We start from the raw sequence: 22,744 nt of genomic DNA, 5'->3' as shown, positions 1-22,744 counted from the left end.
CCGCCGGGTACTTGCGCGATCCGTCCCGCCCGTGTGGACTACGGCCAATGCTTCGCGCACGCGCGTGGCTGAGTTATTCCCGAAACATGATCAGGAGGCAACCCGTGAGCGCGACCGCGGACCACGCGGAGGAGCGGACGAGCCCTGCCGTCAGGCTGGGGTTCCAGCCCGAGCAGGTGGTCCAGGAGATCGGCTACGACGACGACGTCGATCAGGAGCTCCGCGAGTCCATCGAGGAAGTCATCGGCAGCGACCTGGTGGATGAGGACTACGACGACGTCGCAGACGCCGTGGTGCTCTGGTTCCGCGACGAGGACGGCGACCTGACGGATGCGCTGGTGGACGCCACCACGTACATCGAAGAAGGCGGCTCGATCCTCCTCCTGACGCCGAAGACCGGCCGGACGGGGTACGTGGAACCGAGTGACATCTCTGAAGCCGCGACGACGGCGGGTCTGTCGGCCAGCAAGAGCGTCAGCGTGGGCAAGGACTGGAGTGGCAGCCGGCTGGTGACGCCCAAGGCCGCCAAGTCCAAGAAGTGACCGCGTCCAGGAAATGACCTCGTCGAGGTAGCGGAGAACCGCAACAAACCCTCTCATCACCTGTGGACGGGCCGATCCCGCATCGGCCCGTCCACAGGTGCGTCGTGGCCGCTGCGTAGGGTGGTTACCGGCGTTCCGGGTGTGTTCTCACCCGAATGCCGTAACCGGTTCCGGCGAAGCCCAGGAAAGGGTTCCACGACGATGGCGATCCAGGTCGGCGACAAGGCCCCCGACTTCGAGCTCAAGGACAACCACGGCCGGTCCGTGAAGCTGTCCGACTTCCGCGGCAGCAAGAACGTCGTCCTGCTGTTCTACCCCTTCGCCTTCACCGGTGTGTGCACCGGCGAACTGTGCGAGGTGCGCGACAACCTGCCGAAGTTCTCCGACCGCGACACCCAGGTGCTCGCCGTCTCCAACGACTCCATCCACACCCTGCGCGTCTTCGCCGAGCAGGAGGGCCTGGACTACCCGCTGCTGAGCGACTTCTGGCCGCACGGCGAGGTCTCCCGCGCCTACGAGGTCTTCGCCGAGGACAAGGGCTGCGCGGTGCGCGGCACCTTCGTCATCGACAAGGAGGGCGTCGTGCGCTGGACCGTCGTCAACGCGCTGCCGGACGCCCGCGACCTCGGTGCGTACGTCTCGGCCCTCGACGCGCTCTGACCCCGGCCGCCACCGGCGTTCCCGGCGGGTCCCGCGGTCGCGGTGCCCTCTCGTGGACGACCCGGCCGACACCCCGTGATTCTTCGGCTCCAGGGCCTGCGGGGTGCGGGAACCCCTCACTAGGATCGAAGCGTTGATCCGATATCCGACCACTACGGGGCTCCCCGCCCCCGGACACCAATGGAGGACTCGTGGGAGTCAGCCTCAGCAAGGGCGGCAACGTATCGCTGACCAAGGAGGCCCCGGGCCTGACCGCGGTCATCGTCGGTCTGGGGTGGGACGTCCGCACCACGACCGGTACCGACTTCGACCTGGACGCCAGCGCACTGCTGCTGAACAGCTCGGGCAAGGTCGCCAGCGACGCCAACTTCGTCTTCTTCAACAACCTCAAGAGCGCCGACGGCTCCGTCGAGCACACCGGCGACAACATCACCGGTGAGGGCGAGGGCGACGACGAGCAGATCAAGGTCAACCTCGCCGCCGTACCCCCGGAGGTCGAGAAGATCGTCTTCCCGGTCTCGATCTACGACGCCGAGAACCGCCAGCAGTCCTTCGGCCAGGTGCGCAACGCGTTCATCCGCGTCGTGAACCAGGCCGGCGAGGCGGAGATCGCCCGGTACGACCTCAGCGAGGACGCCTCGACGGAGACCGCCATGGTCTTCGGCGAGCTGTACCGGCACGGCGCGGAGTGGAAGTTCCGCGCCATCGGCCAGGGCTACGCCTCGGGCCTGCGAGGCATCGCGCAGGACTTCGGCGTCAACGTCTGAGCCGATCCCTCCAGGAGACGCCGTCGCTCATCACGTGACGGTTCCGTCCGGCGCCGCACCGTTTACGGGCGGCGCCGGACGCGCAGGACAACCGAAGAAGCACGGCCTAGGGGAGGACCAGCACATGGGTGTCACGCTCGCCAAGGGAGGCAACGTCTCCCTGTCCAAGGTCGCGCCGAACCTCACTCAGGTGATGGTCGGTCTCGGCTGGGACGCGCGCTCCACCACCGGAGCCCCCTTCGACCTGGACGCCAGCGCGCTGCTGTGCACCGGCGGGCGGGTCATGGGCGACGAGTGGTTCGTCTTCTACAACCAGCTCAAGAGTCCCGACGGCTCGGTGGAGCACACCGGCGACAACCTCACCGGTGAGGGCGACGGCGACGACGAGTCGCTCATCGTCGACCTCGGCACGGTGCCCGCCCAGTGCGACAAGATCGTCTTCCCCGTGTCCATCCACCTGGCCGACGAGCGCGGCCAGACGTTCGGCCAGGTCAGCAACGCTTTCATTCGCGTCGTGAACCAGGCCGACGGCCAGGAACTCGCCCGGTACGACCTCAGCGAGGACGCTTCGACCGAGACGGCCATGATCTTCGGCGAGCTCTACCGGTACCAGGGCGAGTGGAAGTTCCGTGCGGTGGGCCAGGGGTACGCGTCGGGCTTGCGGGGCATCGCTCTTGACTTCGGAGTCAACGTTTCGTAAAGCCGCGTACGGCGCGGGGGAAACCCTCCCCCAGGCTTCGCTTGGGGGGACCGGGGCCCAGAGACAGGATTGGGTAGCCAGTGGTTCTGAAAACCTTCGGGTGGTCGTTCGCGGTCACCGCGCTCGGCCTCGTCGCAGCGGTGTTCTACGGGGGGTGGACCGGTCTCGGTGTCGTGGCGATCCTGTCCGTCCTCGAGATCTCGCTGTCCTTCGACAACGCAGTAGTCAACGCCGGGATCCTGAAGAAGATGAATGCCTTCTGGCAGCGCATCTTCCTCACCATCGGCGTGCTGATCGCCGTCTTCGGCATGCGGTTGGTCTTCCCGGTCGTGATCGTCGCGATCAGCGCCCAGCTCGGGCCGATCGAGGCCGTCGACCTCGCCCTGACCGACAAGGACCGCTACGAGCAGCTGGTCACCGACGCGCACCCCGCGATCGCGGCCTTCGGCGGCATGTTCCTGCTGATGATCTTCCTCGACTTCATCTTCGAGGACCGGGACATCAAGTGGCTCGGCTGGCTGGAGCGCCCGCTGGCCAAGCTGGGCAAGGTCGACATGCTGTCGGTCTGCATCGCCCTGATCGTCCTGCTGGTCACCGCGATGACCTTCGCCACCCACGCCCACCTGCACGCCGGGCCCGCGGACAAGGCCGAGACCGTCCTGCTCTCCGGCATCGGCGGCCTGATCACGTACATGGTGGTCGGCGGCCTCTCCGGCTACTTCGAGAACAAGCTGGAGGAAGAAGAGGAACGCGAGCACGAGGCCGAGGAGGAAGCCGCGCGCACCGGCAAGAAGAAGGCCCCGATCGTCCTGGCCGGCCAGGCCGCCTTCTTCATGTTCCTCTACCTCGAGGTCCTGGACGCGTCCTTCTCCTTCGACGGTGTGATCGGCGCCTTCGCCATCACCAACGACATCGTGCTGATGGCCCTCGGCCTCGGCATCGGCGCCATGTACGTCCGGTCGCTCACCGTGTACCTGGTCCGCGAGGGCACCCTCGACGACTACGTGTACCTGGAGCACGGCGCGCACTACGCGATCGGCGCCCTCGCGGTGATCCTGCTCATCACCATCCAGTACGAGATCCACGAGTTCATCACCGGCATGGTCGGTGTGGTTCTGATCGGCTGGTCCTTCTGGTCCTCCGTGCGCCGCAACCGGGCACTGGCAGCGGCAGAGGGAAAGGCGGACTCGGACGACAAGACTGAGGTGTCGTCCGGCGTGTGATCAGCTTCCCGGTGAGGAACGCTCTGAGCGGGGCGGCCGTCGAGGACCAGTCCTCGGGGCCGTCCCGCCGGCCGTTTCCGGGGGGACTGTGCGGACAGGCGTTTTCGGGCGTGGAACTTGGGGGCGGTAATGGGCTTCTTCGACGGACTCTGGCCCGGCAGGGCTGCCGACTTCGACTCGGGCAGTGCGGCGAGCAACGCGATAGAGCTGACCAAACGGCACAGCCAGGTCTCGCTCACCAAGCAGGACGCCGCCACCGGGCACCTGCGCATCAACCTGGCGTGGCGGATGCGTACCTCGGACTTCGGGGGCAACTCGCGGGAGAGCCTGCTGCGCCACCCTCTGAAGGCGCTGCGCCCGCCGGAGGTCGTCGGACACAGCCAGAGCATGGTCAACGTCGACCTCGACCTGGGCTGTCTGTACGAGCTGGCGGACGGGACGAAGGGCGTCGTCCAGCCGCTGGGCGGCCTGCTCGGCGAGATCAACGCGGCGCCGTTCGTGAAACTGAGCGGTGACGACCGGTTCGGGTCCGCGTCCGGCGAGACGATCTACGTCAACCTGGACCACCGGGACTCCATCAAGCGCCTGCTGGTCTTCGTCTACATCTACGACCAGACGCCGGCCTTCGACCGTACGCACGCGATCGTCACGCTCTACCCGAGCAACGGGCCGCGCATCGAGATAGGCCTCGACGAGCGGCACCCCCAGGCCCGCTCCTGCGCCGTGGTCATGATCGAGAACGTGAAGGGCGAGATGATGGTCCGGCGCGAGGTGCGCTTCGTGTACGGCTTCCAGGCCGAGCTGGACCGGCTGTACGGGTGGGGGCTGCAGTGGGGGCGAGGCTACAAGACGAAGGCCGGGCGCTAGGCCCGGTCGCCCCGGTCGCCCCCGGTCGTCCTCACCGGCCGATGAACTGCGGCCCCTGCGGCGGCATGCGGAACTCCCCCGCGGGGGCCGACCCGGCCGGCGCCGCGTCCGGATAGCCGTAGCCGTACGTCGGCAGGGACGGGGGGAAGCCGTAGGCGGCGGGCTGCTGCGGGACGCCTGCCGTGGGCTGCTCCGGCGGCAGCGGCTGGGAGAGGCTGGGCGTGGAGCCGGCGTCCGCGTCCGCGTCGGCGGCGGCCTCCTCCGACTCGTCGACGGAGATGCCGAAGTCCGTGGCGAGGCCCTTGAGACCGTTGGAATAGCCCTCGCCGAGCGCGCGGAACTTCCAGCCCTCCCCGCGGCGGTACAGCTCGCCGCAGATCAGCGCGGTCTCCTCACCGGTCTCCGGGCGGATGTCGAACGTGGCCAGCGGCTCACCCTCGGCGGTCGCCGCGTCGTACAGCAGGATGCTGAGGGCGCGTACGCGGTCGAAGGTGGCGCCGTCCGCCGAAGCGACCAGGAGAATCTGGCCGACGTCGGACTCGACACCGGCCAGATCTGTCTGGATCGTCTCGGTGAGGCCCTCGGCGCTCCGCTTCTTGCCGAGCCGCCAGACCTTCCCGGAGGGGTGCCGGGGCTGGTTGTAGAAGACGAAGTCCTCGTCGGATCGCACACGACCCTCGGGGCCGAGGAGCAGCGCGGAGGCGTCGACGTCCGGGACCCCCTGCCCGGGTGTCCAGCGCAGCACGGCCCGTACCGTGGTGGCCTTCAGCGGGACGTTCGACCCCTTCAGCATCGCGTGCGTCATGCGCTCATCCTGCCCTCTCGGTTCTGCTCACGACAATGCGGGTAGACGGCAACCGGCACTCCCGTAGCGGACGATGCCGGGCCGTGCCGGGTTGTGCCGTTCTGTGCTACCTGGAGTTACCTGAAATTCATGACCGGTGGGAACCCAGGACATGGGTCTCTACGTACTATTACCGGCCACCTCTTGCCGAATCCACACGCTCGACTTGCACCACGGGGGAGATATATGCGTCATTTCGGGCACCTCGCCCCTGAGGTGCGGCAGCGACTGTTCCACCGGGAGCCGTGTTCGTTCGACGCGGACTCGTCGGCCCGGGTGCTGTCCGCCGCTCTCGGGGCCACGCTCTACAGCCCGGCCACCCGGCCCCGGCTGGCCGAGGACATCCTGAAGCAGACCGGGCGTGGCGTCGTGTCCATGGTGCTGTGCCTGGAGGACTCCATCGGCGACGAGGACGTGGAGGAGGGCGAGGAGAACCTCGTCCGCCAGTTCACGGACCTGGCCGCCCGCCCCGGCCTGGAGCCGCCGCTGCTGTTCATCCGCATCCGCACCCCCGAGCAGATCCCGGACCTGGTCCGGCGCCTCGGCCCGGCCGTGCGGCTGCTCAGCGGTTTCGTGTTCCCGAAGTTCACGGAGGAACGCGGCATCCCGTTCCTGGAGGCCCTGGCCGGCGCCGAGCTGGCGAGCGGCCGGCGGCTGTTCGGCATGCCCGTCCTGGAGACCCCCGAGCTGATGTACCGCGAGTCGCGGGTGGACGCCCTGGAGGGCATTGCCCGCGCCGTCGAGAAGTACCGCAGCCGGGTTCTCGCGCTGCGCCTCGGCGTCACCGACTTCTGCTCGTCGTACGGCCTGCGCCGGGCGCCCGACATGACCGCCTACGACGTCCAGATCGTCGCTTCCGTGATCGCCGACGTGGTGAACATGCTGGGGCGGGCCGACGGCACCGGCTTCACGGTGACCGGGCCGGTCTGGGAGTACTTCCGGGTCCCCGAGCGCATGTTCAAGCCGATGCTGCGGCACAGTCCCTTCCTGGAAGGACAGGCCGTCGAGCTGCGTGAGAAACTGATCGAACACGCGATGGACGGACTGCTGCGCGAGATCTCCCTCGACCACGCCAACGGTCTGCTGGGCAAGACCTGCATCCACCCCTCGCACGTACCGGCCGTGCACGCGCTGTCCGTGGTCAGCCACGAGGAGTACGGCGACGCGGCGGACATCCTGCGGCCGGAGCGCGGCGGCGGTGGCGTCCTGAGGTCGGCGTACACGAACAAGATGAACGAGGTGAAGCCGCACCGGGCCTGGGCCGAGCGGACCATGCTGCGCGCCGAGGTCTTCGGCGTCGCGCACGAGGACGTCAGCTTCGTCGACCTGCTCGCCGCGGGCATCCCCGGCTGACCCGCGCATCACCGAGCGCACCACCGCGCGCACCGCCGGAACCGACCGCATCACCGGCACCACCATTCCTCACGACATAGGGACGCATGAACAACGCAGTGAACGACGGGGTCTGGTCCGGGAGCTGGGTCGCCGAGCGGCTCGGCGTCCGCCTCGAGGGCGACGACGAGCTGACCGGGCTGCTCGGGCTGGCCCTGCGCCGCAACCCCAAGCGGGCCCACCTGCTCGTCTCGAACGTGCTGGGCAAGCACGTGCCACAGGCGCCCTCCGTGGTCTACGGCCACGGCTTCGCCCTGGGCCGCCGGGTGGGCGAGCTGCTCGGCGAGGAGGCCGCCGAGGCCGTCGTCCTCGGGTACGCGGAGACGGCCACCGGCCTCGGCCACTCCGTCGCCGACGGCATCGGCCGGGCGCCCTACCTGCACTCCACCCGGCGCCCCGTCCCCGGCGTCGTCCCGGCGGGCGGCTTCGAGGAGTCCCACTCGCACGCCACCTCCCACCTGCTGCTGCCGGAGGACCCGGCGCTGCTCGTCGGGGACGGCCCGCTGGTACTCGTCGACGACGAGTTCTCCACCGGCAACACCGTCCTCAACACCATCCGCGACCTGCACGAGCGCTACCCGCGCCGCCGGTACGTCGTCGTCGCCCTGGTCGACATGCGCTCCCCGGCCGACGCCGGCCGCCTGGAGGCCTTCGCCCGCGAGATCGACGCCCGCGTCGACCTGGTGACGGCGGCCTCCGGCACGGTCGGGCTCCCCGAGGGGGTGCTGGAGAAGGGCCAGGAACTCGTCGCACGGCACGAGCCGGCCATGACGGACCCCGCCCGGCCCGCCGCCACCGGCCGCGTCGTACGGGCCGACCTGCGCTGGCCCCGCGGCCTCCCCGACGGCGGCCGGCACGGCTTCACCCCGCAGCACCGGACCCGGCTGGAGGCTGCCCTGCCCGCGATGGCGGCACGGCTCGCCGATGCCCTGCCCGAGGGCGCACGCCGGGTGCACGTCCTGGGCTTCGAGGAGCTGATGTACGCCCCGCTGCGGCTGGCCCGTGAACTGGAGCAGGTCACGGCCGCCGAGGTGCGCTTCTCCACCACCACCCGCTCACCCGTCCTCGCGGTCGACGACCCCGGCTACGCGATACGCAGCCGGATCGTCTTCCCCGCCCACGACGATCCGGCCGACGGCCCCGGCGAGCGCTACGCCTACAACATCGCGGGCGCCGGCTTCGACGCCGTGGTGGCCGTCGTCGACTCCGCCGCCGACACCCCCGCGCTGCACGCCCCCGGCGGCCTCCTGGACCGGCTCGCCGCGCACACCCCGCACGTCGTCCTCGCGGTCGTGCCCAGTTACGTCCCCGAGCCGCTGTACGTACCCGAAAGGTCCGCGATGCTGCCCGACCCCCTCCGTGGTCCCGCCTTCTCCTCGTACGCGCCCGAGGAGGTCGGCTGGCTGCTCCAGGACCTCTCGGACGTGACGCTTGAGGCGCCGACCGAGGAGCGCGAGGAGGCCATCCAGAGCGGCGGCGCGCACTACGCGGAGTCGCTGCCGGTGGAGTACCAGCCCAGCGAGCAGTACCAGGAGTTGTTCCACGCGGCCCTGGAGACGTCCGCGGCCCGGCTGGCGCAGGCCGTCGGCGCGGTGACGGAACTGGTGATCGCCGAGCGGTCCCCGCGGCCCGTGCTCGTCTCCCTGGCCCGCGCCGGCACCCCGGTCGGCGTGCTGATGCGCCGCTGGGCCCGGCACCGGCACGGCCTCGACCTGCCGCACTACGCGGTCTCGATCGTCCGCGGCCGGGGCATCGACGCCAACGCGCTGCGCTGGCTGGCCGAGCACCACGACCCGGCGGACGTCGTCTTCGTCGACGGCTGGACCGGCAAGGGCGCCATCAGCCGGGAACTGGCGGCGGCGGTCAAGGAGTTCGAGGCCGCGGGCGGCGCGATCGGCTTCGACCCGGACATCGCGGTGCTGGCCGACCCGGGCTCCTGCGTGCGGACCTACGGCACGCGCGAGGACTTCCTGATCCCCTCCGCCTGCCTCAACTCGACGGTGTCCGGCCTGATATCGCGGACCGTGCTGCGCGCCGACCTGGTCGGCCCGGACGACTTCCACGGCGCGAAGTTCTACCGCGAGCTGGCCGGAGCGGACCTCTCGGGCGCCTTCCTGGACGCCGTCTCGGCCCGCTTCCCCGAGGTCGCGGAGGCCGTGGACGCCACGGTGAAGGAGCTGCTCGCCGCCGACCGGGAGCCGACCTGGGAGGGCTGGGCCGCGGTCGAGCGCATCAGCGAGGAGTACGGCATCCACGATGTGAACCTGGTCAAGCCGGGCGTGGGCGAGACCACCCGGGTGCTGCTGCGCCGGGTGCCGTGGAAGATTCTGGCGCGAGCCGGGGCGGGCGCCGACCTGGACCACGTCCGGCTGCTGGCCGGACAGCGCGGGGTGCCGGTGGAGGAGGTCGGTGACCTGCCGTACACCTGCGTCGGGCTGATCCACCCGCGGTTCACGCGCGGCGCGACCGGCGCCGACGGCAAGGCGGTGGCTCTGTGATGCCGGTGCTGGTGGCGAGCGACCTCGACCGTACGCTCATCTACTCCGCGGCGGCCCTCGCGCTGACCATGCCGGACGCGCGGGCGCCCCGGCTGCTCTGCGTGGAGGTGCACGAGAGCCGTCCCCTGTCGTACATGACGGAGACGGCGGCGCAGCTGCTGACCGAGCTGGGGGATGCGGCGCTGTTCGTGCCGACGACCACCCGGACCCGCAAGCAGTACCAGCGCATCAATCTGCCGGGCCCGCCGCCGAAGTACGCGATCTGTGCCAACGGCGGGCATCTGCTGGTGGACGGCGTGTCCGACCCGGACTGGCAGGCCGTGGTGACCGCGCGGCTGGCCGACGAGTGCGCGCCGCTGGCGGAGGTGCAGGCGCACCTGGCGGCCTTCGCCGATCCGCTGTGGCTGCGCAAGGAGCGCATCGCCGAGGAACTGTTCGCCTACCTGGTGGTGGAGCGCGAGCTGCTGCCCGAGGAGTGGGTGAAGGAGCTGGCGGTCTGGGCCGAGAACCGCGGCTGGACCGTGTCGCTCCAGGGCCGCAAGATCTACGCCGTGCCGAAGCCGCTCACCAAGAGCGCGGCCGTGCGCGAGGTGGCCCGGCGCACCGGAGCCGCGCTGACGCTGGCGGCCGGTGACTCCCTGCTCGACGCCGATCTGCTGCTGGTGTCGGACCGGGGCTGGCGCCCCGGTCACGGCGAGCTGCACGAAGCGGCCTGGACGGCACCGCAGGTCACGGCGCTGCCCGAGCGCGGCGTGCTGGCGGGGGAGCGGATCCTGCGGGAGTTCCTCAAGGGCGTCCGCGAGACGCCGTAGGCCTCAGCCGCAGCAGCCTCCGCCGCAGCAGCCGCCCCCTCCGCCTCCGCCGCCCGCTCTGGGCGCGGGGGCGGAGACCGTGCCGCCGACGGCTACGGTGGACAGCAGTTTGACCGTGTCGTCGTGGCCGGACGGGCAGTCGGCGGGCGCGCCGGACTCCGCCATGGGACGGCTGAGTTCGAAGGTGTCGCCGCAGGTCCGGCAGCGGTACTCGTAGCGAGGCATGCCGAAAGATTAATCCCTCTCTGTGCGGACGCGAGTCCGGCAGTTTCGATGGTGTTCACATCTGTCGATTTCTCATGTGGAGAACTTGCGAAGGGCGCTGGTAATTTGAGGGCGCCGCGACGACCGCGAGGTTGGGGGATTCAGGGTTTGCTGCCGTTCCGACGGCAACCATGTCAGACCCTCGTACGTCTGTACGTCTGCCTACGCGAGCAATACCGAGTGCGGAGGGAGACACAGTGACCCAGGCGGGGCAGGGGGAGGAGCCCCAGGAGCCGGCCGACGCCACCATGCAGTTGAAGGTTCCCGCCTCTTTCAGGGCGGACGAAACCATGCAGCTGCGGGTGCCACCGGAGGGCATACCGGGTAGCGAGGATGAACTCGATATATCGGGCCAATCCTCCATATCAGGCTCTTCTTCATCGGAAGACCGGCGGAAGGGCAGAAAAGCCCCCCGCCCGCCCGTGCGTTCCCGCTTCGCCGCCGCCTTCGTCTCCCGACTGGCACCCCTCGTCGCCGTCCTCGCCCCGCACGTCGCGCGTCTCACGGCCTTCCTCGCCCCCTACGCGCGCCGGATGCGCCCGCACTACCCGCGGCCCGGCCGCACCGGCTGGCGCCGCTGGATACCCTCCTGGCGGCAGTCCCTCGGCGGCTTCCTCACCACCCTGGGCCTGAGCAGCCTCTTCCTGGTCGTCGCCTACGCCGCCACCGACGTCCCGGACAACCTCAACACCTACGCCACCCAGCAGGACAACGTGTACTTCTGGGCCGACGGGACGCCCATGGCCCGCACCGGCTGGGTGCAGCGCCAGGCGATGCCCCTCAAGGACATCCCCGAGGACGTCCGCTGGGCCGTCCTGGCCGCCGAGAACGAGAGCTTCTACAGCGACCCCGGCATCTCCTTCAAGGGCATCAGCCGCGCCCTCTTCCGCACGCTCGGCCAGGGCGACACCCAGGGCGGCTCCACGATCACCCAGCAGTACGTCAAGAACGTCTACCTGAACCAGAGCCAGACCGTCCGGCGCAAGTTCACCGAAGCGATGATCGCCCTCAAGCTCGACAACCAGATGAGCAAGGACGACATCCTGGAGGGCTACCTCAACACCAGCTGGTTCGGCCGCGGCACCTACGGCATCCAGCGCGCCGCCCAGGCCTACTACGGCAAGGACGTCAGCGAGCTGAACGCCAGCGAGGCCGCCTTCCTCGCCGCCCTCCTCAAGGGCGCCGGGCTCTACGACCCGACCCTGAGCGGCGCCAACCGCGCCCGAGCCGTCGAACGCTGGACCTGGACCCTGGACCGGATGGTCCTCATCGGCAAACTCTCCAAGGCCGAGCGGGCCTCGTACTCCAAATTCCCCGAGCCGCTCAAGAGCAATCCGCTGTACGACACCGGTGAGCAGAGCGACTACCTCGTCGAACTCGCCTCCCAGTACGCCAAGAAGACCGCGAAGATCGACGACAAGGACTTCGACCTCGGCGGCTACCAGATCTACACGACCTTCGAGAAGGACCGTGAGACCCAGCTCACCGACGCCGTCACCAAGGCCCGCGACAAGGCACTGAAGGACGACCCGAAGAACGCGAAGACCGCCCACTACGGCGCCGCCTCGGTGGCCGCGGACGGACGGATCCTCGCCGTCCACGGCGGCCCCGACCACCGTACGCAGGGCTACAACGAGTCCAACGCCACCACCGTCCCGGCCGGCTCCGCCTTCATGCCGTTCGTGTACGCGGCCGGGCTGGAGCACGGCGTCCACAAGACGCGCGACGGCGCGGCCACGCCGGTCACCGGGGAGTCCGTCTACGACGGCGACGACGGCGTGCCGGTGACCACGCCGGAGGGGCCGTACTGGGACCGCAGCGGCAAGAAGGTCGCCGCCGGCAACGACGACGACAAGTCCTACGGGCAGATCTCCCTGCACCGGGCGCTCGCCCTGTCGGTGAACACGCCGTTCATGCAGCTCGGCATGGACACCGGCCTGGACAAGGTGCGCGCCACCGCGGAGGCGGCCGGACTGCTCCCCTCCAGCCTCGGGGCGCAGGTGCCCATGATGACGCAGGGCAGCTCCACACCGAGCGCCATCCGCATGGCCAGCGGCTACTCCACCTTCGCCGCGGCCGGCAAGCACACCGAGCCGTACTCCGTGCGGCAGATCACCCACAACGGCACCAAGGTCCCGATGGTCCTGCCCAAACCGGCCCGCGCGGTCGGCGCCGACACGGCCGAGGAGGTCACCTCGGCGCTCACGGACTCCTTCCGCACCGCCCACCCCGGCGCCGCACCCGACGGCGTCCAGGTGGCGGGCAAGGCCGGCACCACCCAGGACGACAAGGCCGCCTGGTACGTCGGCACGCACAAGGCCGTCTCCACAGCCGTCGTGGTCTACCGCATCGACTTGGCCAAGAGTCTCGAACCGCTGCCGCTGAAGGGCATCGGCGGCACAGCGGACGACAGCGTCCCCTACGGCATCTGGTCCCAGGCCATGAGCCCGCTCGACTGACCCCGGGCCGCACCGCAGTCCCCGAACCTCTCGAGAATGAGCCGCACATGACGCCACCGTCGGGCCGCCGCCGCAAGGCCCGGGCAACGAACCGCCCCGCTGCCGCCCATCCGGGTTTCCTGACCCTGGCGGCCTTCCTCGTCGTCACCTCCCTGGTCGTGGGATACCTGGTGCTGAGCCGCACCGACAACACCGCGCCGACCGCCTCCGCGGGCAAGGGCGGCAAGGCGACGGCATCGGCGGACGAAGAGCCGGAGTGGGACGGCAAGACCAAGGTGCTGGGGGATGGCTCCACCTCGTACACCGGCCCGCAGAAGGGCACCCTGAAGCCCGTACCGCTCAAGCCGGGGGAGAAGCCGCCCCAGTTCGTCGTCTTCTCCTGGGACGGCGCCCTGGCCGGCGACGACGGCCTGTTCACCCACTACCGGGAGATGGCGCGGGAGTACAACGCGCACATGACCTTCTTCCTCACCGGCATCTACCTGCTGCCCAAGAGCAAGGCCGACCTCTACAGCCCGCCGCAGCACCCCAAGGGATCGGCGGCGATCAGCTTCCCCACCGACGAACACGTCCGCACCACGCTGGAGGACCTCGGCAAGGCGTGGGAGGAGGGCAACGAGATCGGCACCCACTTCAACGGCCACTTCTGCGGCGCCAAGGGCGGCGGCGACTGGAGCGTCGAGGAGTGGAAGAGCGAGATCGACCAGTTCTACGGGTTCGCCGAGAAGTGGAAGACGAACACCGGCTACACCGACATGGAACCGCTGCCCTTCGACATCAAGAAGGCCGTCGTCGGCGGCCGGGCCCCCTGCCTGGAGGGACAGGCCAACCTGCTGAAGGCCGCCAAGAGCTACGGCTGGCGCTACGACGCCAGCTCGGCCGGCGACTTCCAGATCTGGCCCACGAAGAAGGACGGCATCTGGGACTTCCCGCTCCAGATGCTTCCGTACGAGGGCGGCAAGTACCAGGGCCTCTCCATGGACTTCAACTACCTCTACAACCAGTCCGACGGTGAGACCGAGGGCGACCCGGCCAAGTACCCGCAGTGGCAGCAGGAGACCGTCGACTCCTACATGGCCGGCTTCAACCGCGTGTACTACGGCAGCCGGGCCCCGCTGTTCATCGGCAACCACTTCGAGGAGTGGAACGGCGGCATCTACATGAAGGCCGTCGACGAAATGATCAAGACCGTGTGCGTCAAGAAGGACGTCAAGTGCGTGTCCTTCAAGGAGCTGGCCGACTGGATGGACGTGCAGACGCCCGCCACGCTGAACCGGCTGCGCACCCTCGACCCGGCCCAGTCGCCGGACTGGTCGACCGTCGTCCAGTAACCGGGTTGACACGGGACGCAGTTGTGCAGTGACGGTCCTATAACTCCCACGCCCGCACGGCCGCCCCCCTCTTCACACGAGCCACACATGGCATGCAAAGATGCGCTACCCCGGCATCCAGCCGCCGGGGCAAGAGGGGAAATATTCGTGAAGTCAAGGAAATTGAGCCGTACGCGGCGCCGCGCCGCGATACTCGGGGCCGCCGCCACCTCCGTCGTCGCAGGCGTGGCCCTGCTGCCCAACTGGAGCGCCGGCGCGGCGGTCGTCGACGACCCCAAGGTGGACGCCAGGACCAAGGCCACCTTCCAGCGCCTCGCCGACGCGGTCTTCACCGACCGTACCGAAGCCCTGGTCGACGGCAAGCAGGACAACCGTGGGAAGCCGCTGACCGACGGCTTCTCCGGTGACGTCACGCTGTCGTCGAAGCAGAACCGCACCGAGGACGCCACCCTGTCCTCGCTGGACCAGCGCAAGGAGCGGCTGGCCAAGCTCGGCGAGAAGTACAGCAAGGGCAGCACCGCCGTCACGCTGGACGCCACGAACGTGAAGGGCCGCAAGGCCAAGGTCGCGGTCACCGAGACCACGACCCTCACCTACGAGAAGGTCCGCGGCGACGAGCCGAAGGCCACCGGCTTCCAGGCCCACCACGAGCTGACGTTCACCGCCGACCGCCACGGCAACTGGCAGCTGACCGGCATCCGCGACACCGACGAGGGCCTCGCGGTGAACCAGACGGCCAGGCCGTCCGTCGCGCCCATGGTGGCGGCGACCACCACCAGCACGACGCCGTCGGCTCCCAAGGCGTCGACCTCGTACCCCGGCCCGGCGAACGCGAAGAACTTCACCGCCAGCGGTCTGGACTACAACGCGATGGCCGCCTACGCCAAGCAGTACTGGTCGAACTACAACACCGCCTACCCGGACTTCAACGGGCAGGGCGCGGGCGGCGACTGCACCAACTTCGTCAGCCAGGCCCTGAAGGCGGGCGGCTGGAAGCACGTCCCCGGCTACGTGTACGACTACACCAGGTGGTTCGGCAACGCCGACATCCAGTCGCACTCGTTCATCGGCGTCAACGAGTGGTCCTGGTTCGCCCAGAACTCCAAGCGGACGACCAGCCTCGCCAACGTCTACCAGATGGACGTCGGCGACGTCCTCCAGGTCGACTTCGACAAGGACGGCTCCAAGGACCACACCATGATCGTCACGTCCCGCAGCCGGGGCGTCCCGTACCTGACGTACCACTCCACCAACACCTACAGCAGGTCGGTGGCGAGCATCATCGCGTCGTACCCGACCGCCGCGTACTACGCCTACCGCACCTGACGGGCGCGGCGCCCGGTCAGGTCCCCGGTGGGTCCTGACCGTGCTGGGGGGCCTCCCCGAACGCTTCACGGGCCGCCTCCCGGGACCTGATCCGGGGCGCCTCGGGGTGCTCCGCCGGGAACTGCTTCCGCCGCTCCTGATGGCGGTCCCGTTCCTCCGCCAGTTCGGGGTGACGGGCCCGCCAGTACGGGTTGTCGTGCGGCAGGGCCGACCCGACCCTGCCGTACATCCCGAAGACCAGCAGCAGGATGCCGATCACGAAGCTGAGCATGCAGTTCTGGATCTCGAACGCCAGGAAGTTGTAGTCCGTCTCCAGCAGGCCCATGTTCAGGAAGCCGCTGGCCACGAAGAGCACGCCGAGGGTCATGTTCAGCGTGGACGCGAAGTTCCCGCCGATCACCATGCCGACCAGCAGCAACAGGCCGACGGCGACCGACAGCCAGCTGAGCGCGCCGTTGGTGTTGAGGCTCCACACGGTGTCCCCGCCGGTGTCGAAGAAGCCGATCCGGTCGATGATCCCGAAGATCCCGAAGACCAGCAGCCCGAGGCCCATCAGGCCGGCGCCGATCCGGTAGACCGTGTTCAGACGGTGATCGACGGGCAGGTGGTCGTCCAGCCTGATCCGCTGCCGGGTCCCCGAATGCATGAGGTGGGTCGCCATCTCCGCCTCCCTTGGAAGCGCTGCGCGAGCAGAGTCGTACGCACCCGTACGCACCATCCAATATCCGCCCGGTGCGCGCCGGGGGCAACGGCAGAGTCCGGGTGCGCGGTGTGCTCAGTGCCCGGCGCCGCGGTCCTCGCGGATACGGCTCACCACATCGGACACCGCGTGCCGGACGGCCTCCGTCTCGGTCAGGAAGTGCCAGTAGTCCGGGTGACGGCCCTCCAGCGTGGCGATCGCCCGCTCCAGGCGGGCCACCGCCTCGTCCAACGGCCGCGCGTCCCGCGGATCGGGGGTGTGGCGCCCGGCCATCGCCAGCCGCTGCGCGTCCCGGATCGCGAACCTGGTCCGCTCGATCTCCTGCCGCGGATCCTTCTGCACCGCGTTCAGCCGCGTCAGCCGGTCACCGGCCGCCGAGACGGCCTCGTCGGTGGAGTTCAGCAGGGCCCGCGCCGTCGACAGCAGCGCCGTCGCGTCCGGCCAGCGCTGGGCGTCCCGCGCGCTCTGCGCCTCGGCGAGCTTCGCCTCCGCCTGCCGTACGTGCTCCACGGACTGGTCGGGGACGTGCTGCAGGTCCTGCCAGCAGGCCGCCGTGAAACGCCGGCGCAGCTCGCTCAGGATCGGCTCGACCTGCCCCGACCGCGTCGTCAGCGCCTGCGCGCGCGTGCGCAGGGACACCAGCCGGTGGTCGATCTCCGCGGCTCTTTCCGGCAGCCGCTCGGCCTCCGCCCGGACCGCCTGCGCCTCGCGGGCGACCCGCTCGGCCCGCTCCAGGGTCCCCGGCACGCCGTGCTGCCCGGCACCCTGGTTCAGCTTGGTCAGCTCCGGGCCCAGCGCGGCCAGCCGGGCGGCCAGGCCGTCCGCCTTCAGACCGGTCTCCCGGACCGCGTCCAGCGCGTTCGACGCGGCCAGCAGGCCCTGACGGGCCCGCTCCACGGAGGGCGCCAGCCGGGCCAGCTGCGTCTCCGCCTTGCCGAGGAGCGGCCCGAGGCCGTCCGTGAAGCGGTCCAGCTCACCCTTGACCCGGACCAGCTCGTCCTTCGCCCGGGTCAGCTGCCCACGCGCCTGCGTGGCGGCGGCGGCCTCCAGATCGTCCCGGTCCAGGTCATGGGCGTCGACGGCCTGGATGTACTGGTGACTGGCCTCGTCGATGCGCCGGCCGATGGCCTCGAAGTCGGCGACCGCGCGCCGGGCGGCGGGCGAGGCGTCGACCGCGGTGATCGTCTCGATGGAGATCCGCAGATCCCGCTGGGCGGTGTCCAGTTCGTAGAACGCGGCCGCCGCGGCGTCCTTCGCGGCCTGCGCCTCCGCCCGCTGGCTCTCCGCCCGCCCGCCGAACCAGCGCCGGGTGCCACCGCCGGCGAACGCGGCGGGCAACAGGGCGACGGCGACCAGGGGAAGCGCGGCGAGCGCGAGGGCGTCTGCGAGCACCCGCAGACGCGCGCGCGGTTCCGACGGCGAGTACGGCTGCGCTGGTGTCGCCGTCACATCCCTCTCCCGTGCTGTGGTTCGCCCTGCCCGGAGTCATTCTCCCACCGGTTAATGACGAACACACGGGCGCGTTAGTTCGCGTTCCGCACGGTGACTTTCCCGTCGCCGCTGCGCGCGGACACGACGTGCTCGCTGGAGTCGTCACGCGGCACGGACACGTCGACCGAACCGTCCCCGGTGCGGGTCGTCACCTTGTAGGTGGCCTCCGGCAGTTCGATCGTCACGGACCCGTCGTCGCTGCCGGACTCCACCCGGTCCGGTACGGCGTCCAGGCCCAGGCGGATCGAGCCGTCACGCGTGTGCGCGCTGACCCGGCGCGAGGAGACCTGCGCCCGCACCGAACCGTCGTCCGAGCGCAGGTCCAGTGGCCCGCTGGAGTCGGTGACCCGGACCGAGCCGTCGGCCGTGCGGACGCTGAGCGCGTCCCGGAAGCCCCGCGCGCGGACACTGCCGTCGTCGGTCTCGACCGTGACGGCGACCCCGCGCGGGACCTCGACGCGGTGCTTGGTCGCGCAGTCGGCGACCACACCGGAGCAGTGCGTGCGCAGCACCAGCCGGTCGTCCTTCATCGACCAGGTGACGTCCGGCCCGTCACCCACCAGGACCGAGCCGTCGAACCAGCGGGTGACCTGGACCGTGCCCTCGCGGTACTCGTCCGACGCGACGATCTCGATCGCCGAGTCGTCGGAGTCCACGGTGAGAGCGGCGCCCTTCAGCGCGAACGACCGGTGGTCCGGATGCTCGTCGTCCCCGGCGGAGGAACAGGCGGTCCCGGTGGCGGCGAGCGCGACGACGGCCCCCGCGGCGAGCACCGTACGGACCTGGACGGTGAAACGGGCCATGATGATCTCCCCCTGCGACGGACCCCGCGGCCCGCCCGAATGCCACTGTTCTCGGCTGTTCCCGACCTCTACGACGGTAGGGACGCGGGGGCCGCCGGACGATCGGGCGCACTCCCGGATCCGGGGTGGGGTTAACCCCCGGAACCCGCGGACCCCGGAACCCGCGGGCGCAGCCCCCTCCGTGGATACGGTTTGCCGGGCACGGCCTCGGGCAATGTAGGCTGTCGACTCGTCCTGGGTGCGTAGCTCAGGGGTAGAGCGCCTGCCTTACAAGCAGGATGTCGGCGGTTCGAAACCGTCCGCGCCCACCGAGGATGACGCCCTGTCCAGCAGGGCGTCCGCGGCCCTCCGGAGTTGTCTCCGGGGGGCCGCTTCCATGCCCAGGGAGCCAGATCAGTAGTTGGCGTTGGCGAGGATCTCGCCGTCCTTGTCGTACACGGTGACCAGGCCGTTGTCGGACTCGTAGCACGAGGTGAAGGCGGAGGCGATGAGCTTGCCGTCGCCCTGGTGGGGACCCATGAGCCCGCCGGAGAAGTCGGTGAACACCTCGGCAGCGTCAAGGATGTCGTTGCGCTTGTCGGCGCCGGTGACCTTGGTGACGTGCTTGACGGCGGTCTTCTCGGTGGCGGTGCCGGTCTTGGCCACGCACGCCTGGAACTGCTCCGCCTGCGTCTTGGTGGACTCGGCGGGCGCCTCCTCCTTGGCGGGCTCCTCCTTGGCGGGCTCGTTCTTGGCGGCGTCGGTCGTCGGCCGGTCGGCCGCCGCCACGGACTTGTCCTTGTTGCTGGTGTCCGTGGAGTCGTCGCCGCTCGTGGCGGCGGCGGAGATGACTCCGATCGCGATGAACAGGCCGACGATGCCGGCACAGCCCAGGCCGATGATCTTGCCGACGTTGGACTTCTTCGGCGGCAACGGCTGGAACGGCGGCTGTCCGTAGCCGGGTGGAGTCGAGGCTCCGCCCCATCCGGGCTGCTGCTGGCTGGGGTCGTGCGGCTGCTGCGGGTACTGCTGGCTCATGTGGTTGGTCCCCTGTGGTGAAGATGACTTGCGGGTGTGTGACTGGTGAAGAAGTTGTGTGGTTGCCGCAGGGCGGTGAATTTCACCTGATCGTGATCAAGTCCGACAGTGTGTACGCCTGCCCGAAGGTCGGCGCCGCCGCCGACCGCTCGTCACCCAGCCGCGTCCGAGTCACCCTCGCGCCGTATCCGGCCGCCGTATCCGGCCCGCCACATCCGGCCCGCCACATCCGGTCGCCACATCCCGCCCAGCCGCCTTCAGCCCGGCTGGAAGAAGGCGGACATTCTCCGGGCGGCGTCCGGGGACATCAGGACCTCCTGGAGGGCCGCGGACATCCGGGCGGCGGCGCTGGTGCGCTCGAACATCTCGCGTTCGTACGCCGCGACGGCGGTGGGGAGGTCGTCCGGGTGGGCGGTCAGCGCGAGGGCGAGCAGGGCGCCGTCGAGGAGTGCCATGTTGGCGCCCTCTCCCACCGGCGCCATCAGGTGCGCGGCGTCGCCGAGCAGCGTGACGTCCGGCCTGGACGGCCAGGTCAGGCCGACCGGGAGCGTGGTGATCGAGCGCGGCACGACCGTGTCGTCACAGGCCGCGATCAGCGCGGTGAACCGTGGGTCCCAGCCGGGGAGCAGCTCGATCAGCCGCGCCCGTGCGGCGGCCGGGTCGTCGAACGGGATCCCGCTGGTGGCGAACCAGTCCTCGGAGGTGTTGTAGAAGCTGAGGCCGATGCGGACGCGGCCGTCGCCGTTGCGCTGCGCCGCCAGGGAGAGCCCGTCGCCGAGGACCCAGTAGTTGCCGCGTCCGACCATCGCCGCGAGGTCGGGGTGTGTGCGGTCGACGTCGGGAATGCCGACCTCGACGATGTTCTGGCCGATGTGCGCCGGGCGGGCGTCGGTGAGCAGCGCGCGGACCCGGGAGTACGCGCCGTCGGCGCCGACCAGCAGGTCGTACGTCGCGCTGCTCCCGTCGGCGAAGTGCAGCCGTCCGTTGTCGGCGGAGGCGAACCGGTGTCCCCAGCGCACCGTGTCCTCGGGGAGGGAGTCCAGCAGCAGGTCGCGCAGGTCGGCGCGGTCGACCTCGGGCCGGTCGAGTGGGGCGTCGTCGGGGGTGTCCTCCTGGAGCAGCAGGGTGCCGTCCGGCTCCAGAAGGCGCATGTCCTGTCCTTCACCACGGGCTATCTCGTGGAACTGGTCGATCAGTCCCGCCTCCTGCAGCGCCCGCTGGCCGGAGTGGATGTCGAGCATGCCGCCCTGGCCGCGCGCATGGCGTGAGGATTCGCGTTCGTACACGACGGCGTCCTGGCCGTGCACGTGCAGTACGCGGGCGAGGGCCAGGCCGCCGAGGCCCGCTCCGACGATGGCGATGGTCATGGTTGCCTCTCCTTCTGTACACCGCACGGGGCGATACGCCGTACTCGTCGATACAGTGTATCGATCGATGCGATGTACTGTGAGCGGCATGTTGGTATGGGAGAGGCCGGAGCCGCCGAATCGACCCGTGCCGGCCCCGTTGAACCGCGAGCGGATCGTGACCGCGGCGATCCGGCTGGCCGACGCGGACGGCCTGGACGCGGTGTCGCTGCGCAAGGTCGCCGCCGCGCTGGGCGTGGGGCCGATGCGGCTGTACAGCTACATCGCGAGCAAGGAGGAGTTGCTCGACCTGATGGTCGACGCCGTCCACGCCGAGATCCGGCCGGCCGGAGACGGCTGGCGGGAGGCGCTCCGGTCTCTTGCCGAAAGCACTCGGCGCGCCGCTCACGAGCACGAATGGCTCGCCGATCTCCTGGGTGGACGGCCTCAGCTCGGGCCGCACGCGCTGGCCGGTGGGGAGGCCGTGGTGGCCGCGCTGGACGGGGTCGACGTGGACGCCGTCATGCCGGTCGTGGCCGCGGTCAACGCGTACGTGATCGGCGCGGTGCGCCGGGAGATCGCCGAGCGACGTGCCGAGCGGGCCACCGGCATGGACGAGAAGCGCTGGCAGGCGGCGCTCGGGCCCTATCTGGAGCGGACCTTCGCCACCGGCCGGTTCCCCGCGCTGGCCACGGTGGTGCGCGATGCCGCCCACCTGGACGCCGACCGGACCTTCCGGATCGGCCTCGACTTCCTGCTCGACGGCATCGAGGCCCGCTTCTCCGGGTGACCCGCTTCTCGGGGTGACGCGATCGAGGCCCGCTTCTCCGGGGTGGCGCGATCGAGGCCCGCTTCTCCGGGGTGGCGCGACGAGGCCCGCTTCTCCGGGGTGACGCGCGGCCGAAGCGCCGGACGGGCGGGGCGGCGCGGGGCTAGGCTTCCTCGCCGGGTGGCGGCGTCTCGTGGGTGTGCTTGAGGCGCATGCGGGCCTCCACGCGGTCGGTGGGGCCGGTCTCCGCCCAGAAGCGGTGACCGGACACGAACACGGCCAGTTCGTGCTCGCGCCGGCGGAGCTTCTCCACCTCGGCCTGTTCGTCGGCCGTCCAGCCGGGGGAGGCGGGGCGCTCCACCTTGCGCCAGCCGCCGTCGTCACTGAAGCCGTCCAGCGGCTCGACCGACCAGGGCAGCCGCTTCAGCAGGGCCGACAGCTCGGCCCGGACCTGATGCAGCTCCTCCTGACCGGCGCGCAGGTCGCTGGGAAAGTCATAGGTCTTAGCCACGGCGGCAATGGTACGCGTGTTCGATTTTGAGGCGCGAGTTTCTGAGGGTGGTTCATCCGTTCGAATGAAGGAACGGGGTGATGTCATACCCCTGTCCTACGGTGGCCGCATGGACGTCACTGATGCGGAGACCGGCGCGGAGCGGGTGCGGTTGGTGCCCTGGGGGGAGGGCGACTTCTGGCTGTTGGAGCGGAACAACAGCCCCGAGATGACCGACCGCCTGGGCGGGCCGGAGACGCCGGAGAAACTCGCGGACCGTCACCGGCGGTATCTGGAGCTGGACTCCGGGCGGATGTACCGGGTCGTGCTGGCCGAGGGCGGGGAGACCGTCGGGTCGATCGGCTACTGGGAGCGGTCCTGGCAGGGCGAACCCGTCTGGGAGACGGGGTGGGGGGTACTGCCCGAGTTCCAGGGCAGAGGGC

At 70.1% G+C, this 22,744-nt stretch carries 22 protein-coding genes and 1 tRNA gene; 15 read left to right on the top strand and 8 right to left on the bottom strand.

Going from position 1 to position 22,744, the window contains the following annotated elements:
• The first annotated feature begins 104 nt into the window (after nucleotides 1-104).
• From BZL64_RS20920 to BZL64_RS20895, 6 genes are all read left to right on the top strand, one after another.
• Nucleotides 105-542, top strand: coding sequence for a DUF3052 domain-containing protein (locus tag BZL64_RS20920; protein ID WP_167396176.1), 438 nt, complete (start codon nucleotides 105-107; stop codon nucleotides 540-542).
• A gap of 201 nt (nucleotides 543-743) precedes the next feature.
• A complete protein-coding gene (locus BZL64_RS20915) occupies nucleotides 744-1,202 on the top strand; it encodes a peroxiredoxin (RefSeq protein ID WP_073493220.1) in 459 nt (152 codons plus the stop codon).
• 191 nt (nucleotides 1,203-1,393) lie between these two features.
• Nucleotides 1,394-1,969: a calcium homeostasis/redox stress adaptation protein gene (locus BZL64_RS20910; protein WP_086770732.1), complete on the top strand. Its 576-nt coding sequence runs from the start codon at nucleotides 1,394-1,396 to the stop codon at nucleotides 1,967-1,969.
• Nucleotides 1,970-2,093: 124 nt separating this feature from the next.
• On the top strand, nucleotides 2,094-2,669 hold the full coding sequence (locus BZL64_RS20905) for a TerD family protein (protein ID WP_086770731.1): 576 nt from the start codon (nucleotides 2,094-2,096) through the stop codon (nucleotides 2,667-2,669).
• An 80-nt stretch (nucleotides 2,670-2,749) separates the two neighbouring features.
• The gene (locus BZL64_RS20900) at nucleotides 2,750-3,892 is read left to right on the top strand and encodes a DUF475 domain-containing protein (RefSeq protein ID WP_086770730.1); all 1,143 of its coding nucleotides are present in this window, start codon (nucleotides 2,750-2,752) and stop codon (nucleotides 3,890-3,892) included.
• A gap of 129 nt (nucleotides 3,893-4,021) precedes the next feature.
• On the top strand, nucleotides 4,022-4,759 hold the full coding sequence (locus BZL64_RS20895) for a TerD family protein (RefSeq protein ID WP_086770729.1): 738 nt from the start codon (nucleotides 4,022-4,024) through the stop codon (nucleotides 4,757-4,759).
• 31 nt (nucleotides 4,760-4,790) lie between these two features.
• Here the strand turns inward: BZL64_RS20895 and BZL64_RS20890 are convergent, their stop codons facing one another.
• A complete protein-coding gene (locus BZL64_RS20890) occupies nucleotides 4,791-5,564 on the bottom strand; it encodes a TerD family protein (protein WP_086770728.1) in 774 nt (257 codons plus the stop codon).
• Nucleotides 5,565-5,789: 225 nt separating this feature from the next.
• Between BZL64_RS20890 and BZL64_RS20885 the strand changes: the two genes are divergently transcribed.
• The 3 genes from BZL64_RS20885 (at nucleotide 5,790) to BZL64_RS20875 (ending at nucleotide 10,305) form a co-directional block, all read left to right on the top strand.
• A complete protein-coding gene (locus BZL64_RS20885) occupies nucleotides 5,790-6,956 on the top strand; it encodes an HpcH/HpaI aldolase/citrate lyase family protein (protein WP_086770727.1) in 1,167 nt (388 codons plus the stop codon).
• Nucleotides 6,957-7,042: 86 nt separating this feature from the next.
• Nucleotides 7,043-9,493, top strand: coding sequence for a phosphoribosyltransferase (locus BZL64_RS20880; RefSeq protein WP_086770726.1), 2,451 nt, complete (start codon nucleotides 7,043-7,045; stop codon nucleotides 9,491-9,493).
• Nucleotides 9,493-10,305, top strand: a complete 813-nt coding sequence (locus BZL64_RS20875) for an HAD family hydrolase (RefSeq protein ID WP_086770725.1) — start codon at nucleotides 9,493-9,495, stop codon at nucleotides 10,303-10,305. Before BZL64_RS20880 ends, BZL64_RS20875 begins: the two co-directional genes overlap by 1 nt.
• A 3-nt stretch (nucleotides 10,306-10,308) precedes the next feature.
• Here BZL64_RS20875 and BZL64_RS20870 read toward each other — a convergent pair whose 3' ends face one another.
• Complete coding sequence (locus BZL64_RS20870; RefSeq protein ID WP_086770724.1) at nucleotides 10,309-10,530, bottom strand: FmdB family zinc ribbon protein; 222 nt, start codon at nucleotides 10,528-10,530, stop codon at nucleotides 10,309-10,311.
• 236 nt (nucleotides 10,531-10,766) lie between these two features.
• Here BZL64_RS20870 and BZL64_RS20865 point away from each other — a divergent pair, with 236 nt between their 5' ends.
• The 3 genes from BZL64_RS20865 (at nucleotide 10,767) to BZL64_RS20855 (ending at nucleotide 15,685) form a co-directional block, all read left to right on the top strand.
• Complete coding sequence (locus BZL64_RS20865) at nucleotides 10,767-13,028, top strand: transglycosylase domain-containing protein (protein WP_425276058.1); 2,262 nt, start codon at nucleotides 10,767-10,769, stop codon at nucleotides 13,026-13,028.
• A gap of 47 nt (nucleotides 13,029-13,075) precedes the next feature.
• Nucleotides 13,076-14,359, top strand: coding sequence for a polysaccharide deacetylase family protein (locus BZL64_RS20860; protein WP_086770723.1), 1,284 nt, complete (start codon nucleotides 13,076-13,078; stop codon nucleotides 14,357-14,359).
• 147 nt (nucleotides 14,360-14,506) lie between these two features.
• On the top strand, nucleotides 14,507-15,685 hold the full coding sequence (locus tag BZL64_RS20855) for an amidase domain-containing protein (RefSeq protein ID WP_244205424.1): 1,179 nt from the start codon (nucleotides 14,507-14,509) through the stop codon (nucleotides 15,683-15,685).
• A gap of 16 nt (nucleotides 15,686-15,701) precedes the next feature.
• Here the strand turns inward: BZL64_RS20855 and BZL64_RS20850 are convergent, their stop codons facing one another.
• The 3 genes from BZL64_RS20850 to BZL64_RS20840 all read right to left on the bottom strand — a co-directional run bounded on the left by BZL64_RS20850 (nucleotide 15,702) and on the right by BZL64_RS20840 (nucleotide 18,679).
• The gene (locus tag BZL64_RS20850) at nucleotides 15,702-16,346 is read right to left on the bottom strand and encodes a DUF4383 domain-containing protein (RefSeq protein WP_086770721.1); all 645 of its coding nucleotides are present in this window, start codon (nucleotides 16,344-16,346) and stop codon (nucleotides 15,702-15,704) included.
• Nucleotides 16,347-16,460: 114 nt separating this feature from the next.
• Nucleotides 16,461-17,834 carry a coiled-coil domain-containing protein gene (locus tag BZL64_RS20845; RefSeq protein ID WP_086770720.1) on the bottom strand — a complete coding sequence of 458 codons (1,374 nt, stop codon included), beginning with the start codon at nucleotides 17,832-17,834 and terminating at the stop codon, nucleotides 16,461-16,463.
• Between the two features lie 74 nt (nucleotides 17,835-17,908).
• Nucleotides 17,909-18,679 (bottom strand): DUF4097 family beta strand repeat-containing protein, encoded by a 771-nt coding sequence (locus BZL64_RS20840; protein WP_086770719.1) that lies wholly within the window; start codon nucleotides 18,677-18,679, stop codon nucleotides 17,909-17,911.
• A 236-nt stretch (nucleotides 18,680-18,915) separates the two neighbouring features.
• Here BZL64_RS20840 and BZL64_RS20835 point away from each other — a divergent pair.
• Nucleotides 18,916-18,987: transfer RNA gene (locus tag BZL64_RS20835), tRNA-Val, on the top strand.
• 85 nt (nucleotides 18,988-19,072) lie between these two features.
• Here BZL64_RS20835 and BZL64_RS20830 read toward each other — a convergent pair.
• Both BZL64_RS20830 and BZL64_RS20825 read right to left on the bottom strand, forming a co-directional pair.
• Entirely contained in the window at nucleotides 19,073-19,696 is a 624-nt protein-coding gene (locus tag BZL64_RS20830; protein WP_086770718.1) for a hypothetical protein, read from the bottom strand.
• A 257-nt stretch (nucleotides 19,697-19,953) separates the two neighbouring features.
• Nucleotides 19,954-21,063 (bottom strand): FAD-dependent oxidoreductase, encoded by a 1,110-nt coding sequence (locus BZL64_RS20825; protein ID WP_086770717.1) that lies wholly within the window; start codon nucleotides 21,061-21,063, stop codon nucleotides 19,954-19,956.
• 88 nt (nucleotides 21,064-21,151) lie between these two features.
• On the opposite strand from BZL64_RS20825, the gene BZL64_RS20820 reads away from it, so the two are divergent.
• Nucleotides 21,152-21,832 carry a TetR/AcrR family transcriptional regulator gene (locus tag BZL64_RS20820; RefSeq protein ID WP_086770716.1) on the top strand — a complete coding sequence of 227 codons (681 nt, stop codon included), beginning with the start codon at nucleotides 21,152-21,154 and terminating at the stop codon, nucleotides 21,830-21,832.
• Nucleotides 21,833-21,974: 142 nt separating this feature from the next.
• On the opposite strand, the gene BZL64_RS20815 is transcribed toward BZL64_RS20820, so the two are convergent.
• Nucleotides 21,975-22,322, bottom strand: coding sequence for a hypothetical protein (locus tag BZL64_RS20815; protein ID WP_086770715.1), 348 nt, complete (start codon nucleotides 22,320-22,322; stop codon nucleotides 21,975-21,977).
• Nucleotides 22,323-22,431: 109 nt separating this feature from the next.
• On the opposite strand from BZL64_RS20815, the gene BZL64_RS20810 reads away from it, so the two are divergent.
• Nucleotides 22,432-22,744, top strand: a 313-nt coding sequence (locus BZL64_RS20810) for a GNAT family N-acetyltransferase (protein WP_143663248.1), incomplete at its 3' end; no start/stop codon positions are given.

The organism is Streptomyces bobili, from assembly GCF_002154575.1.
GTDB classification, from domain to species: Bacteria; Actinomycetota; Actinomycetes; order Streptomycetales; family Streptomycetaceae; genus Streptomyces; species Streptomyces bobili.
Note: the sequence above shows the minus strand (reverse complement) of the source record. Positions and strands in the feature narration are given on the sequence as shown.

Coding starts and splice junctions, on each gene's coding strand:
- BZL64_RS20830 (WP_086770718.1), bottom strand. CDS start 19,696: ATGAGCCAGCAGTACCCGCAGCAGCCGCACGACCCCAGCCAGCAGCAG.
- BZL64_RS20820 (WP_086770716.1), top strand. CDS start 21,152: ATGTTGGTATGGGAGAGGCCGGAGCCGCCGAATCGACCCGTGCCGGCC.
- BZL64_RS20915 (WP_073493220.1), top strand. CDS start 744: ATGGCGATCCAGGTCGGCGACAAGGCCCCCGACTTCGAGCTCAAGGAC.
- BZL64_RS20885 (WP_086770727.1), top strand. CDS start 5,790: ATGCGTCATTTCGGGCACCTCGCCCCTGAGGTGCGGCAGCGACTGTTC.
- BZL64_RS20860 (WP_086770723.1), top strand. CDS start 13,076: ATGACGCCACCGTCGGGCCGCCGCCGCAAGGCCCGGGCAACGAACCGC.
- BZL64_RS20890 (WP_086770728.1), bottom strand. CDS start 5,564: ATGACGCACGCGATGCTGAAGGGGTCGAACGTCCCGCTGAAGGCCACC.
- BZL64_RS20875 (WP_086770725.1), top strand. CDS start 9,493: ATGCCGGTGCTGGTGGCGAGCGACCTCGACCGTACGCTCATCTACTCC.
- BZL64_RS20850 (WP_086770721.1), bottom strand. CDS start 16,346: ATGGCGACCCACCTCATGCATTCGGGGACCCGGCAGCGGATCAGGCTG.
- BZL64_RS20870 (WP_086770724.1), bottom strand. CDS start 10,530: ATGCCTCGCTACGAGTACCGCTGCCGGACCTGCGGCGACACCTTCGAA.
- BZL64_RS20905 (WP_086770731.1), top strand. CDS start 2,094: ATGGGTGTCACGCTCGCCAAGGGAGGCAACGTCTCCCTGTCCAAGGTC.
- BZL64_RS20880 (WP_086770726.1), top strand. CDS start 7,043: ATGAACAACGCAGTGAACGACGGGGTCTGGTCCGGGAGCTGGGTCGCC.
- BZL64_RS20825 (WP_086770717.1), bottom strand. CDS start 21,063: ATGACCATCGCCATCGTCGGAGCGGGCCTCGGCGGCCTGGCCCTCGCC.
- BZL64_RS20895 (WP_086770729.1), top strand. CDS start 4,022: ATGGGCTTCTTCGACGGACTCTGGCCCGGCAGGGCTGCCGACTTCGAC.
- BZL64_RS20840 (WP_086770719.1), bottom strand. CDS start 18,679: ATGGCCCGTTTCACCGTCCAGGTCCGTACGGTGCTCGCCGCGGGGGCC.